10 protein-coding genes are annotated in these 15,837 nt (G+C 45.1%); all 10 read left to right on the top strand.

All coding sequences use genetic code 11. The annotated features are described in order from the left end of the window. Window positions 1-32: 32 nt before the first annotated feature. Window positions 33-983 (top strand): hypothetical protein, encoded by a 951-nt coding sequence (locus ABIO93_RS01990; protein ID WP_348063866.1) that lies wholly within the window; start codon window positions 33-35, stop codon window positions 981-983. Between the two features lie 169 nt (window positions 984-1,152). Next, window positions 1,153-1,770, top strand: a complete 618-nt coding sequence (locus ABIO93_RS01985; protein ID WP_348063864.1) for an RNA polymerase sigma factor — start codon at window positions 1,153-1,155, stop codon at window positions 1,768-1,770. Window positions 1,771-1,862: 92 nt separating this feature from the next. After that, window positions 1,863-3,008: a FecR family protein gene (locus tag ABIO93_RS01980; RefSeq protein ID WP_348063862.1), complete on the top strand. Its 1,146-nt coding sequence runs from the start codon at window positions 1,863-1,865 to the stop codon at window positions 3,006-3,008. Between the two features lie 212 nt (window positions 3,009-3,220). Further along, entirely contained in the window at window positions 3,221-6,700 is a 3,480-nt protein-coding gene (locus tag ABIO93_RS01975; protein ID WP_348063860.1) for a TonB-dependent receptor, read from the top strand. A gap of 17 nt (window positions 6,701-6,717) precedes the next feature. After that, entirely contained in the window at window positions 6,718-8,607 is a 1,890-nt protein-coding gene (locus tag ABIO93_RS01970) for a RagB/SusD family nutrient uptake outer membrane protein (RefSeq protein ID WP_348063858.1), read from the top strand. 27 nt (window positions 8,608-8,634) lie between these two features. Further along, a complete protein-coding gene (locus ABIO93_RS01965; RefSeq protein WP_348063856.1) occupies window positions 8,635-9,336 on the top strand; it encodes a DUF3823 domain-containing protein in 702 nt (233 codons plus the stop codon). A 50-nt stretch (window positions 9,337-9,386) separates the two neighbouring features. Further along, a complete protein-coding gene (locus ABIO93_RS01960) occupies window positions 9,387-12,920 on the top strand; it encodes a PVC-type heme-binding CxxCH protein (protein WP_348063854.1) in 3,534 nt (1,177 codons plus the stop codon). A 63-nt stretch (window positions 12,921-12,983) separates the two neighbouring features. Next, a complete protein-coding gene (locus ABIO93_RS01955; RefSeq protein ID WP_348063852.1) occupies window positions 12,984-13,721 on the top strand; it encodes a ThuA domain-containing protein in 738 nt (245 codons plus the stop codon). 119 nt (window positions 13,722-13,840) lie between these two features. Next, window positions 13,841-14,956 carry a Gfo/Idh/MocA family oxidoreductase gene (locus tag ABIO93_RS01950; protein WP_348063850.1) on the top strand — a complete coding sequence of 372 codons (1,116 nt, stop codon included), beginning with the start codon at window positions 13,841-13,843 and terminating at the stop codon, window positions 14,954-14,956. Between the two features lie 17 nt (window positions 14,957-14,973). Continuing rightward, window positions 14,974-15,828, top strand: a complete 855-nt coding sequence (locus ABIO93_RS01945; RefSeq protein WP_348063848.1) for a sugar phosphate isomerase/epimerase family protein — start codon at window positions 14,974-14,976, stop codon at window positions 15,826-15,828. The last annotated feature ends 9 nt before the right edge of the window (window positions 15,829-15,837 follow it).

Below are 15,837 nucleotides of genomic sequence, written 5' to 3'. Positions count from 1 at the left end.
AACGTATCAATGTTCTGACATCCTCATTTTTTATGAAAAGAAACGACGTTTTATGGAAGTCCATTTTAGAAGATACTTTTGATGATTTTCTAAGATTCTTCTGCCCCGAAGCTGATCAAATATTCGATTTTTCAAGAAAGTTTGAATACCTGGACAAAGAACTGGATCAGCTATTCCAGCCGCAAGACGGTAGGTACGCTACCAAATTTGTTGATAAGTTAGTAAAGGTATTTACCCTGACTGGTGCCGAAGAATGGGTGCTCGTACATATCGAGGTACAAGGTTATCATGATCGCTTTTTCGAGGATAGAATGTTCACTTACTATTATCGGATTTGGGACAAATACAGAAAGCGGATCACAGCATTTGTTATCCTGACCGACGATAACGCGACATTCAGACCGACTTGTTTTGAGCAATCTTTTCTAGGTACGACATTGCGCTATCAATTCAATTCATTCAAAATCCTGGATCAATCGGAGTATGAGCTGGAAAAAAGTGATAACCCATTTGCACAGGTTATCCTGACAGTAAAAGCGGCATTGAAACGCAAGGCTTTGAAAGAGGAGGATCTGTTAAAGCTGAAACTTCAACTGGCAAGGCGTCTGCTTTCCAGGGATATACCCAAGCATAAGATTGACAAACTGCTAAATTTTTTAAAATTTTATGTTAGATTTGATAGGAAAGAATCGTCCAAAATATATGATTCAGAAATCGTCACACTTACATATAAGAGAAATCAGATCATGGGAATTGAAGAAGCAATAGCTGTAATGGCCGCGGAAGAATGCCTGGATGCAGGTCATCGAAATAGTAATATTACTGTCATTAGAAATCTTCTGACAGGCACAAGTTTTGACGATAAGAAAATAGCTCGTCTTGTAGGAGTCAGCACTGATTTTGTTGATGATGTCAGGAACAAAAAAGTAGATATTATCACGGATGTAGGCTCAGAATTCAAAATCTTCCGTTTTTTGGAATAGCTAATCGAATCTGGTTATCAAAAGACCAAAGGCATTCATTCGGATGCCTTTGGTCTTTTGATAAGCTAGGACTGATGATAAAATGGTACCAGAGAAACGCTAATTTCTTAAATAGTATTTTAAGAATAAATATTTAGCTTTATGCTTTGATATCAAAAACACAAACGCGGTGATCAATTTTGAGTCCTTAACCGGGGAGAAAACGGACCAGCAACTATGGCGGCGGATTCGTGCGGGAGACGAGCAGGCGTTCACCAACATTTTTGAACGATACCACCGGACCTTATACAACTACGGAAGCAAGCTGTCCACCAATTCCGCTATCGTAGAGGACGCGGTGCAGGACGTGTTTATTGATGTTTGGAGGCTAAGAAATAATCTCACCGAAAACGTCACCTCTGTAAAATTCTATCTTTACCGTGCCCTGAGAAGAAGGATCCACCTGGCTCAGGACAAATTTCCGGTCACCGAAGAAATCACACTACTGGGCGATCAGGAAATACCATCTAATCTTGTCAATTCCGAAACGATTCTGATAGACGATGAATCGTCGTCGATGCGTGCGCGAAGGATTCAGGAAATGCTTTCTCAACTTCCCGATCGCCAGATGGAAGCGCTGACTTTACGTTATTTCGACGATTTCAGCATGGAAGAAATTGCCGACATTATGGGCGTCAGCGAGAAATCTGTACGCAACTTCATTTACAAGGCCCTCACTTCCCTCCGTCAGAATCGCCAGACTCTGCTTATTTCTATGCTGATTCTCTGCCTGTTAGTTATTTTTTAGAATTTTTCTCCAAAAAAGTTTCATTTATAAGGGGTCATTCTCCGATTTCGTCGCTCTTTACTTTTGAAGACGATAAAAAGCATCCCGTTCACATGAAGCATGATCCCTATTCTCTGACAGAGCTAATCAGAAATGATGAGTTTATCGCATGGGTCATGCATCCGGATGCATTGAGCGACAGACGCTGGCAGCTTTTTTTGGAAAGGCACCCGGCTAAGAGACAAACTGTAGAGTCGGCCAGGGAGTACGTGATATTGTTGGCCAAGGATACCGGAAGGGACCAACCTACTAAAAACCAGAGCGATCGCATGTGGAGTGCGGTCGAGAGCCGGATGCATGAATCTGTACCTCCGGCGACGGAAAATGTGATGCCGCTTGTTCAGGCGAGAACGGTTTCGGGATGGAGATGGGTGAGGGTAGCAGCTTCGGCAGCCCTGATATTGAGCATTGGATCCGTGAGTTACTGGTTTTATTATAAGAATACGCAGGGTAGAGATCGTGTTTCAGCAGCGCAGGAAACATTACCGGTTGCAGGGGCCATTCAAAAGAACAATGATACGGACAAGCCGATGATGATACTCCTGAATGACGGAAGTTCGGTGGTTTTGCAGCCGGGTGGTCATTTGAGCTATTCAGAGGGTTCTAATACAAAGAGAAGAGAGGTAACCTTGACAGGAAAGGCATTTTTTGAAATTGTAAAAAACAAAGAGAGGCCGTTCCTGGTATATAGCTACGGGTTGGCGACCAAAGTACTCGGTACCAGCTTTATGATCGATGCTTCGGAGGAAAACAAAGATATTAAGGTAGAAGTGAGGACGGGTACTGTCGCGGTGTTCTCGATTAATAATCTGGACAAAGCAAAAGCAAGCGAAGAACTGGATAAGCCGGAGTTGCAGGGCGTAACATTAACCCACGACGAAATGATTGCTTTTTCACGCGAGAATGGAAAAATCGTCAAGCTTGCAGAACCGGTTAAAGTGCCTCAGTCCGATAAAGACATTTCGAAACAGCGATTTGTATTCGATGAAACACCGGTATCGGAAGTTTTCAGGATACTGGAATATGTTTACAACGTGAATATTATCTACGACAAAGATAAAATGGGCAGTTGTCCATTGAACGCAACCCTGGTAGGACAACCATTCCGGGAGAAACTTGAAGTGATCTGTAATGCGCTGGATGCCCAATATGACATTGTGGATAACCAGGTGACTATCCTTGGAAAAGGATGTAAATAGTTGAATCCTAAATAAGAAAAGTATTTAACCCAAACTGCTGCCTATGACGTAGAGCTATCCTGTATGCTATAAAAAAAGACCAGCCATGTTCCAGCATGACTGATCTCCGATTCCCCCAAAGTAACTGACATTACTGCACATTCATTTGACAATGAATGAACGGGGAAGATTTCGTTGAATAATCTCCTTAAACAACAAATTCATTCAAAAATATGAAAAAAGTTCGACGACTTGAAGACTTTCTCATTACGCTCATGCGAATAACATTAATTCAATGCATCCTGGCTGGCCTGTTTGTGGGCATTTCATGGGCACATGATAGTAGGGCTCAATCTGCATTGAGCCAGAAAGTAACGGTTGACATTCAAAATGAAGAAATTAAGACGATCCTTTCGCAGCTGGAAAAACAGACCAATGTAAAGTTTGTTTTTAGCTCAAAACTGATACAATCGGGCAGAAGAGCATCCATTAAGGCACAGAACAATGCACTGGCTGACGTATTGGATGCTTTGCTGAAACCCATGGAGCTGCATTTCAAGGTGAAAAATGACCTGATCGTCATCAAACCTGATCACGCGCCAGCGAAAGAAATCGTTGAAGCAACTGAAAAACCGGTTGTGAGCGAGTCCGTTTCGACGTTTGAAAAAACCATTGCAGGTACCGTTAAAGACGATACTGGCGTGGGGCTGCCTGGTGTGAGCGTTGTATTAAAAGGAACGCAAACAGGTACATTGACGGACGAAAAAGGAAAATATTCTATTACCGCTCCAAATGGCGAAACCTACCTGATCTTCTCATTTGTAGGGTTTTTGTCGCAAGAAGTATTGGTAACAAGCGCCCAAAGCTCCTTTGATATAACACTTAAAGTAGACGACAAAGCATTAGAAGAAGTGGTAGTAGTAGGTTACGGCACGCAGAAAAAGGAATCGCTGACCGGCGCTATCTCTACCGTAACCAGCAAAGACCTGGAACGCGTACACGGAGGATCAACAGTGAGTTCAGGGCTCGCAGGGAAAATCCCCGGCGTTACATTCCGTATGCCCGACGGTCGTCCGGGCGCAAGTGCTACTGTACAGATCAGGAATATGGGAAATCCACTGTTTGTAATCGATGGTATCCAGCAGGATGCCGGACAGTTTAACAATATTTCACCAAATGACGTTGAGAGTATCACAGTCCTAAAAGACGCTTCTGCGGCCATTTATGGGGTTAGAGCGGCTAATGGTGTAGTCGTAGTTACTACCAAAAGAGGCAAAAACGGTACCAAAAATACGGTGAACCTGGATGCTTATACTGGGTGGCAAAATTGGTCAAGGTTCCCGAATGTGGTCAATGATTCATACCAATGGATGCATGGAAAGGCGGAGGCGGAAATGAACCAGTATGGTAAAACATCTATTACCCAGGCTGAGCTCGACAAATACAAAACCGGTACGGAAATGGGTTACCAGAGCTTCAACTGGAAAGATTTTATCGTTAAAAAGAACTCGCCGCTGAATTCTGTCAATCTCAACATGACGGGTGGTTCGGATAAAATAACCTACTATATTTCCGGGACACATCTGAGCCAGAATTCAGTGCTGGGTCGGGAATTTACATTCAAGAGAAATAACCTTCAGAGTAATGTGGATGCTAAAATCACCGATGGCTTAAAAATCGGGATTCAGATCAACGGCCGGATCGAAACACGTGATCAGCCTGGTATTCCCGGTGGAGATGATTACTGGCTGCCACGCTTCGCGATCCTGCGTAATCGCCCTTTTGAGCGTCCCTATGCGAATGATAACCCATTGTATCTCAATGATATCAAGCATAATGAAACGAACTGGGCTTACAATAACAAGAAACTAGGCGGTTACCAGACGGATATCTGGCGGGTTTTGCAAACCAATATGAATGCAGAATACAAGATTCCGGGCCTGAAAGGTTTGGTGGCCAGGGGAATGTACTCCTACTACATTGCCGATCGCGTTTTGAACGGACATGAGTATACCTATCAGGCATATACCTTCAATCCGACCGACGATACCTATAAAGTGACCGGTGGAAGTACCAATCCATGGAGAGAGCGTCGCACGCAGAAAATCATGCGGAATGTTTACCAGGGGCAGTTGAATTATAATAATACTTTCGGCAAACATACAGTCGGCGCGACATTCGTGGCGGAACGGCAGGAAGAAAGAGACCAGGAACAGTGGGCGCACTCAGTACCCAAAACGAATGTGTTGCCGCTGATGTACTTTGCCACGATGGATACCTATGACGACAAGGATAATCAGCTTGCACGTATAGGGTATATCGGTAGGGTAAATTATGACTATGCCGGTAAGTATTATGTGGAGTTATCGGCTCGTCGTGATGCTTCCTGGAAGTTTGCGCCGGATAGGAGGGTTGGTTATTTTCCGTCTGCATCAGCCGGATGGAGAATTACGGAAGAAGAGTTCTTTAAGAAATTGGTAGGTACAAGAAGCATTCTGGACGATCTGAAAATACGCGGTTCCTATGGTATCCTGGGTGATGACGACATTGGCATTGGGCCTTACGATTATTTGCCCGGCTATAATTACAATCAGGGCAATGCAATCCTGAGCGGAACTGCTGTGGTTACTTCACGTGATAAAGGCCAGATCATTAATAACATTTCCTGGTTCAAAAGTAAGATCACCGATGTTGGAGCAGATTTCTCATTGCTAGGTACCAAACTGACCGGTTCTGTTGATTACTTTTATCGTCTTCGTACGGGATTGAGAGGCCGGAAATACGATTTGCTGGTACCTAGTGAACTGGGTTACAGTCTTCCAGACGAAAACGTAAACAGCGATTCGCAATCCGGATGGGAAGGTGCTTTGACCTACAACGGAAAATCGGGGGATATCAGCTACTCGGTGGGTGGCAATGTTTCTTTTTCGAGAAGTAAATTTATTTCGTCTTACAAACCGATTTTTAACAATTCACTGGATCAATACAGAGCCTCCATTGAAGACCGGTATAACAACATTTTCTGGGGTTACGAGTCAATCGGCCAGTTTCAGTCTCAGCAGGAAATTAACGAATATCCCGTCAACATTGATGGCCAGGGAAACCGCACATTGTTGCCGGGTGATTTGATTTACAAAGATATCAATGGTGATAATGTGATCAACGGAGCAGATGAAAGACCGATCGGCTACACTACCAGCGGGCAACCAAACATCAATTTCGGCCTCAATTTCGCGGTAAATTGGAAAGGGATTTCATTCAATGCGGACTTTTCCGGCGGTGGAATGTACTCCTGGAACCAGAACTGGGAACAAAGATGGGCCTACCAGAATGATGGAGCATTGAACAAAATATTCCTCGACAGATGGCACCGCGCAGATCCGTTTGACCTGAACAGTGAATGGATTCCCGGTAAATATCCTGCATTGCGTTACAATGATGGCGGACATAGCAACTATAACAAAAACTCAACTTTCTGGCTGCACAATGTGAAATACATCCGCGCCCGGACCATTGAGCTAGGTTATTCATTGCCTAAGACCCTGCTTGAAAAATTGAAACTGCAACGCGCCCGGGTTTATATCAATGGTTATAACCTGTTCTCTATCGATAACCTGAAAGAATTTGGAGTGGATCCTGAAATCGCTGATGACAACGGTTTACAATATCCACAGAACAAATTTGTCAACGTAGGGATTAGTCTTTCAATCTAATAATCAAAGAAGTCGAGATGAAAAAGATCATATATATACCAGTGTTTTTGATGTTGCTGCTAAGCTGGGGCTGTAATGATGACGAATTTTTGAACAGACCGCCAACGAATATTCTGACCGAAGAACAGGTTTGGGGCGATGAAGGCCAGGTTTTGTCGCTGCTGGGTAACTTGTATAACCGTTATTACGATATTGGTTCTGTTAAAGATTGGGGTTCATTATCAGGATTTAATGAAGCCTTTTGGTCAAATGCGGGAAGTTATGGTGATTTTCAAAACAGCGGATGGGCCAATAGTTCATGGTCTACCTGGGATTATGGTTATATCCGCGAGATCAATCTTTTTATTCAGAAATGTACAGCTGCCGAAAAACTGGCACCAGCTGTCCGCGACCGTTTTTTGGCAGAAGCTAAGTTTTTGAGAGCGTCCTATTATTTCGAGCTAGTTAAAAGAATGGGTGGTGTGCCGCTAATTCTGGAACCAATGACCTACGATTTCAGCGGAGATCCCACCTACTTGCAGCATCCGAGAGCCAAGGAATCCGAAGTTTATGATTTTATTATCAAAGAAGCGGAAGAGATCAAAGCTAATCTGCCAGCGAATGCGGGTGAAAAATCACGGGCTACGCAGGGAGCGGCGCTGGCTATGCAGGTACGTGCGGCATTATATGCGGGATCGATTGCAAAATATGGCGTGAATACGCCCCAGGTAGCATTGCCCGGCGGAGAAGCTGGAATCCCGGCTACATTGGCAACTGGCTATTACACCAAAGCATTGAGCGCAGCGAAAGAAATTATCAGCGGCAGTGCAGGAGCCTATGCATTATATACTAAAAAGCCTGATTTGTCGGAAAACTTTTCGAGCATTTTTTATGATAAAGCGAATAACCCGGAAGTGATCTTCGCTGAGGATTTTAAGCTCCAAAGTGGTAAAGTACACGGTTTTACGATTTCAAATCAGCCGCGTTACGGAGCTGAGGAAGAAGAAGGCGGCCGGATAAATCCGTCACTGAACCTGGTGGAGGCTTTTGAAAAACTGGATAATACCTTTGCTCCGATACCTGCCACAACCGCAGCCGGTGCACCGATTTATTACAATGAACAAACAGATATTTTTGCGGGAAGGGATGCGCGGCTGGCTGGAACGGTCATGTTGCCGGGTACCACATTCAAAGGCAGAACTGTCGATATCTGGGCAGGATATCAGCTGGCGAATGGTACCATTGTCAGTGGAGACGACCGTGGCGCTCAAAAAACACTGCCGGGCAAAACGGTACCAGAGCAGGTTGTGGGTTTTGACGGCCCTATTGACGGTTTCGAATTTACAGCACAAAGTGGTTTTTATTTACGCAAATATCTTGATCCCGTAGTCGGATCGGGGCAGCGGGGTGTGCAGAGCGAGGTTTGGTTTGTCCGCTACCGTTATGCAGAAGTACTGCTCAATGCAGCCGAGGCAGCATTTGAATTGGGACAAACTGCCAATGCAGCCACTTATATGAACCAGGTGCGGGCACGGGCAGGATTGGTAAATCCATTGTCAGTATCTCAAATTACATTCGACCGTATTGTTCACGAACGACGTGTGGAGCTGGCATTTGAAGGACATTATTTATATGATATGAAAAGATGGCGCATTGCCCACCTGATCATGGATGGTAATGCTATTTCAGCAGATGATTTATCCAAAGATCTTGGAAAAGCAACCAAAAGAAATACGCAACCCTGGGCATTATGGTCTTACAAAATATACCAGCCGGGATCAGCTAATAATGGGAAATGGATCTATAAACCTGTGAAATTGAGCCGCGTGACAGGAGCTGACCGTTTCCAGCTGGGGAATTACTATTCTGCCATCGGGGACGATATCATCAATAATAATCCAAAGATCATCCGGAATCCAAATCACTAGGCCATCACATTCAAAAGATAAGATATCATGAAAATAAGATTTCATTTTATACCGCTCATCGCATTGGCTGCCCTTTTTGCTTCCTGCGGGAAGGACAATTATACGGAGCCTAAGTCGACTTTATCGGGGCAAATCGTTTACAATGGCGAGCCGATTGGCGTTGAGTATAACCAGGTGAGGCTGCAATTGTGGCAACCTGGTTTTGGGAAACTTGCTGCGATAGACGCCAATGTGGATCAGGACGGATCGTATTCTGCCATTCTTTTCAATGGTAATTATAAAATGGTTGTTCCAAAAGGAAGAGGCCCTTTTAGAACATTAGAAAAAGACGCGACTGCGAAGGATACATTATTTGTCAAATTAGAAGGTAATCAGACAGTGGATGTGGAAGTGCTTCCATATTACATGATCCGCACGCCGCAGTTTAATGGCGGGGAAAGCAAAGTTTCTGTTGCGCTGAAACTCGAAAAAATAATCAAGGACCTCAACGCGAAAGATGTGGAAAGAGTAACGCTTTATGTCAATAAGACAGAATTTGTTTCCCGGTCGACCAACATTGCCACAGCCGAAATACCTGGTGGGGAAATCAAGGACCTGAATGCGATTAGCCTCATTGCCACTGTTCCGGCGCTGGTACCGACTCAAAACTATGTTTTTGCAAGGGTAGGTGTGAAAATAAAGGATGTGGAGGATATGGTTTTTTCATCGGTTCAAAAAGTGCAGTTGTAAAGAATTAAGCATCCTAAACTCTTAACAAGTTTTATTTAAAATTCAATTTAATGAGGAAGTACATTGCAATGTTGTTTGTCGGGTTAATTGCCCTGGCTTGTGCAAAAAACAGAATAAGTTCGTCGCGAGGAAAAACGGATGCAACAAAAGGTAGAAGAGCGGAAGTACTGTTCCTGGGCCATAATAGCAAACATCATGATTCCGGGAAATATGCTCCCTGGCTTTCGGTGAAATTATTCAGGAGCGGTATCAACATGTCTTACACTGTTGACCTGAATGATCTGAACCCTGAAAACCTGAAAAAGTACGACGGACTGATCATTTATGCCAACCACGATTCACTGTCGCCAAGCCAGGAAAGTGCCATGAAAGCTTTCGTGGAAGGAGGAAAGGGACTTATTCCACTTCATTCGGCTTCTGGCTGTTTTCGCAATTCGGCCTGGTACATCAAGACAATCGGCGGACAATTTGCTTCCCATAAAACAGGCAGCTTTAAAAATATAATACTAAAACCGGAACACCAGGTCATGAAGGGCATTACTGCCTTTCAGACCTGGGATGAAACTTACGTGCACAAAAACCTGAATCCCGACAAAACCGTGCTGGGCGAACGGGTGGAAGGTGACGTGCATGAACCCTATACCTGGGTGCGCAATGAAGGAAAAGGACGCGTTTTTTATACAGCTTACGGTCACGAGGACAGCACCTGGACTAACAATGGATTTTTGGATTTGGTAAGAAACGGCGTACTATGGGCAATGGGCGATAAAGTGAATGCTGAAATCGCCGCATTGAAATTGCCCGATGTGGATATTTATCAGTCGGATACTATTTCACATTATACCAAAAGACATTTGGTACCTAAAATCCAGGAATCACTTTCACCGTCGGAGTCCAATAAATTAACGCAGGTACCCGCCGATTTTGAAATCCAGCTTTTCGCTGCCGAGCCGGACATTACTAATCCGATCGCGATGGCCTGGGACGAACGAGGCCGATTATGGGTGGTGGAATCAGTGGATTATCCCAATACTTTTAAAGAAACCGACGGAGCTGCGAATGACCGCATCAAGATCTGCGAAGATACCAATGGCGATGGTAAAGCCGATAAATTCACGGTTTTTGCCGATAAGCTGAATATTCCGACCAGTATGGTTTTTTCAAATGGCGGGATCATCGTTTCCATGGCTCCGGATTTCCTGTTCATGAAAGATACCAATGGTGACGACGTAGCCGATGTTCGCGAGGTGATTATCACAGGCTGGGGTAAAAACGATACCCACGCCGGGCCATCCAATTTGCAATATGGTTTTGATAACAAAATTTGGGGAGTACTGGGCTATTCAGGGTTTAATGGTACGATTGACGGTAAGAAGTTTAATTTCTCGCAAGGAGTTTATCATTTCAAACCAGATGGGAAGGAGTTTGCGTACCTCGGAAACAGCAGCAATAATACCTGGGGGCTTGGCGTGACAGAGGATAATAATGTGTTCCTTTCCACGGCCAATAATACCCACAGCGCATTCTATTCCATGCCGGGCCAGTATTTACAACGTTCGCTCGGTGAAGACCAATCGTCCGTACAAGCTGTCCAGAAAATCGACGGACATTATGATGCACATTCAGTAACGCCCAATTTGCGGCAGGTAGATGTGGTTGGAGGCTTTACTTCCGCTGCCGGACATCACTTTTACACCGCCCGGAATTTTCCAAAAGAATACTGGAACCGCATCGCATTTGTATCCGAGCCAACGATCCGTTTGGTACACAAAGCCGTTCTGGAACCGGATGGTGCGGGTTTTAAAGAAAAAGACGGATGGAATTTCATGGCAAGTTCGGATGAATGGTTTGGCCCGGTGCAAGCAGAAACCGGACCTGACGGAGCTGTGTGGGTGGCCGACTGGTATAATTTCATTATTCAGCACAATGTGTTCGTTCCGGCGCAATCTCCCGCAGAATTTATCATTCCTTTCAAAGAACAGCCGCACGGCCCGGGCAATGCTTTCAGTAGCCCGATGCGTGACCTAAATCATGGCCGTATTTACAGGGTTATTTATAAAAATGGCAAAAAATCACCTGCATTAAAACTATCCAAAGATGATCTGCCGGGTTTGGTAGCAGCTTTGGAAAATGATAATATGTTCTGGCGCATGACCGCTCAGCGACTTTTAGTGGAATCCAAAAAACTTTCGGTAGTACCCGATCTTTACAAAATCGTCAACAATCCAAAAGTAGACGAAATTGGGTTGAATAGTCCTGCCGTACACGCATTGTGGACATTGCACGGCCTGGGCGCACTCGACGGTTCCAATGCAGAAGCTTTACAAGTTGTGAGTAAAGCATTGACACATCCGGCAGCGGGTGTTCGTAAAGCCGCGGCCAGTGTACTACCAAAAAATGAACAAAGCTTTGAAATGCTGCAAAAAGCATTGAAAGATCCCAATCTGAATACGCGTCTGAGTGTTTTTATCGCACTCGTAGAATTGCCAGCATCTGACAAAGTAGGAGAGGCGATTTACCTGGCGGCGCAGGACGAGCAAAATGCGAAAGATCCATGGTTGTCCAAAGCGATCTTGGCGGCGGCTATCAAACATGAAAAAGGATTCCTCGCAGCGTCATTGAAACAAACTTCGAAATCTGCATTCAGTGAACAAATTACGCAGGCATTGAGCAAAGAAACGTATCCTCTTGGAAGAAGAAATACATTGCAATTCCCGCCGGATGTGACGGGCAAGGAAATTACGATCCGCGCCAGTGTTACTAAATCCAAGGACAAACCATTGCAAGGTTTTATCGCCGGACAGGGCGGTAAGGACGGAGGTTATGCACTCTACATTCAGGATGGAAAAGTGGTGATGGCTGTAAAACAGCATGGAATGATAAGCCAGGCCGCTACTACTGAGCCACTTCCGGAGAAATTTGATGTGGTAGCCAAATTGGCTAAAACCGGAGATATCAGCATTGAAATAGATGGAAAAGAAGCTGCAAAAGGAAAAGCGCATATGTTGTTTGCCACCCCGTTAAGTACCTCAGTTCGTACCGGTGAGGATGTGGAAGGTGAGGATAAACTAGGTTCTTATGAAGGCAGGTTTGGATTCGTAGGTAATTTTCAGAAAGCCTCATTGGAACTCAATAAACCTTCGGAAGGAAACAATGTAGAAACTGCCACTGCGCCGAAAGCTACAACAACTGCTTCACCATCCAATGCGGTGGTCATTGAACTGAAAGTGGAAAAGGAAATTATGCAGTATGACAAAAAGCTGATTACTGTGAAAGCAGGCCAAAAAGTGGTGATCAATCTTGAAAACCCTGACGGTATGCAGCATAACCTTTTAATCATTAAACCAGGCTCTTTGCCGAAGGTCGGAAAAGCGGCTGATGAGCTGCTGAGCAATCCGAAAGCCGCTGAAATGCAGTATGTTCCCAAGATCGCAGAAGTGCTTTATGCAACTAAGCTTGTGAACTCGGGAGAGACTGTGACATTGGAATTTACCGTCCCCAATGAACCCGGCGACTATCCTTATGTATGTACGTTCCCCGGCCACTGGCGCGGTATGAATGGAATTCTGCGGGTAGTTAAGTGAGTGAAAGTGCCTTTTGAAGAAGAATACGCCAGAATTTTAAACTTATAACCAGTCGTAATTTCAATGATCAATTCATTTTTTAAAACAGTGCTGACTCTGCTGCTTGTGGTATTTGGAGTGGCTGCTACCCATGCTAATCCTGAAAATCCAGACAAGAAAAAAGCGATCCGCGTTCTGCTGGTGGGGGGAGGAGCTTCCCACGATTTTGATAAGTGGTACAAGCAGGAAGATGTTCAGACTTTGCAGAAAGACGGTCTGGCGACGGTGGAATACACCAGCGATCCGACAGCGATTTTGTCCAAACTGAAAGACATTGACGTGCTATACCTGAGTAACAACCAGCCGATAGCTGACCCAGCGACCCGGAAAGCGATTTTCGACTTTGTGGATGCAGGAAAAGGCCTGGTACTGGCGCATCCTGCATTATGGTACAATTGGGCAGACTGGCCTGAATACAACCAAAAACTGGTAGGCGGTGGCTCAAAAGGGCATAACAAGTACGGCCCATTCGACGTGACCATTACCAAAAAACACCCGGTGACCAAAGGTGTACCAGAGCATTTCAACTTGAAAGACGAGCTATACTATTACATTCCTGATACTTCGGGTACGCCGATTGAGGTACTGGCAACGGCCAAAGCAGCGGATTCAGACAAAGTTTTCCCAAGCATATTCATCGTAAAATACCCGAAAACTAGGATCGTAGGCATTGCACTGGGGCACGACGCCGAGTCACACACGATAGCACCCTACCAAACCATCCTGAGAAACGCCGTCGAGTGGGCGGCGGGAGGGAAGTAGCCCCAGAGCTCTAACCCAGGGTTTAAACCCTGGGTTAGAGCTCTGACAGGACCATAGACACAAACAAATCAGTATCCATTAACCCAGGACTTCAGTCCTGGGATCTAACAAAAAACAAAATGAGTCAGAAGCAAATCACAGTCGTAATAGTAGGAATGGGATTCGGAAAGGAGTTTATTCCCATCTATCAAAGTCACCCGAACATTAAAGCCGTAGGAATTTGTACCCGCAGCAAGGAAACCCGTGATGAACTGACTGCCAAATTCAATCTGGACCCAAATCTGGTTTTCGAGCATTTTGAGGATGTTCCCAAAAGAGAGGATGTTGACGCGATCCACGTGGTAACGCCAGTTCCCGAGCACGCCAAAATGACCCTCGCCTCATTGAATGCAGGAAAACATACTGCCTGCACCATACCGATGGCGATGACCGTTGAAGATTGCACGGCGATTGTAGAAGCAAAACGTCGCGTCAATAAAGTGTATATGATGATGGAAACGGCGCTATACACACGCGAATTCTTGTACGGATTGAAACTGGCTGAAACCGGTGAATTGGGACGTATTCAGTTTGTTCGTGGCTCACACATTCAGGATATGAGCATGGAAGGCTGGGGAGAATATTGGAAAGGTTACCCGCCGATGCTGAATGGAACGCACGCGATTTCGCCACTTTTGAAAATCAATAATACCATTGCTGAAACAGTGGTTTGCCATGGTTCTGGCAGACTGAGTGAAGATCTGGCGAGCCGTTACGGATCTCCATTTGCAGTTGAAACGGCCACTTTTACATTGAAAAATAGTGACGTAGTAGCTGAGGCAACGCGTTCGCTGTTTGATGTGGTACGCCAGTATCGTGAAAGTTATGATGTGTATGGTACCAAAATGTCGTTTGAATGGGAGCAATTGCAGGACGAAAGCCACATCATTTTTGACGGCGGTGAAAATGCAAAACGCATTGATGTGCCTGATACTGACGAGCTGCTGATCGAGCCGATCAAGCATTTTACCAAACGTGAAAAAATCGACGACCCTAACCACGTTTCCTTCCTGCAGGGAGCTGGCCACGGCGGTTCGCACCCGCATTTGGTACAGGAATTTGTCGCTGCGATCATTGAAGAAAGAGATTCCGCAGTAGACGCCGCATTGGCAGCCAACTATACTTGCGCTGGTATCTGCGCGCACGAGTCGGCTATGAATGGCGGCATTCGTGTGAATGTTCCAAGTTTTGAATAACGCGTAAAAAACACATCATGCTATTCGGAGCCAGCACCTTTATATGGGTATCGCCATTTTCCACGGCGAACATTGACCTTCTTACCAAAGTAAAAAACATGGGCTATGACATTATCGAAATAGCCGTCGAAGACACCAGCATTATTGATTGGACGCTGATCAAAAGCATTGCAGCCGACCTTGATTTGAAAATTACGGTGAGCGGCGCTTTTGGCTTGGAAAGAGATATTTCCAGTACCGAGCCTGAATTTCGCGAACTGGGAAAGCAGTATATTATCGATTGTATAAAAATTGCCCAGGATGTTGGAAGCCCCATTTTCGGCGGCCCGGTTTATTCTGCGGTAGGTAAAACACGCATTGTTTCGGAAGAGCAAAAAAAGCAGGAGCGTGCCTGGTGTGTGGAAACATTAATCGAGATTGGTCAAATCGCCGGAGAGCATGGTGTAGTAGTGGGTTTGGAGCCGCTCAACCGTTTTGAAACCGATATGGTTAATACTGTTGATCAGGCACTGTCCATTGTGCAGGAAGTTTCCAGTCCCAATCTCAAAATCGTCCTGGATACTTTTCATTCCAACATTGAAGAAAAAGACATTCCCGCTTCCATCAGGAAAATCGGGAAGGAATTGCTTTGTCATGTTCAAGGTAATGAAAGCGACCGTGGTACCCCCGGAACAGGACATCTGGAATGGGAAGGGATCCGGGATGCTTTGTTCGAAATTGGGTATGACGGAGCGGTAGTGATCGAAACTTTCGGGCAGCCTTCCAAAGAATTGGCGAGGGCGGCTTGTATCTGGCGTCCGCTGGCTAATAGTGCCGACGAGCTGGCGACGGAAGGTCTCGCTTTTTATAAGAAAATGTTTTCCCAAACTTAAACTGAACCG

Origin of the sequence: Dyadobacter sp., from assembly GCF_039919315.1 — a bacterium.
GTDB lineage: Bacteria > Bacteroidota > Bacteroidia > Cytophagales > Spirosomataceae > Dyadobacter.
Note: the sequence above shows the minus strand (reverse complement) of the source record. Positions and strands in the feature narration are given on the sequence as shown.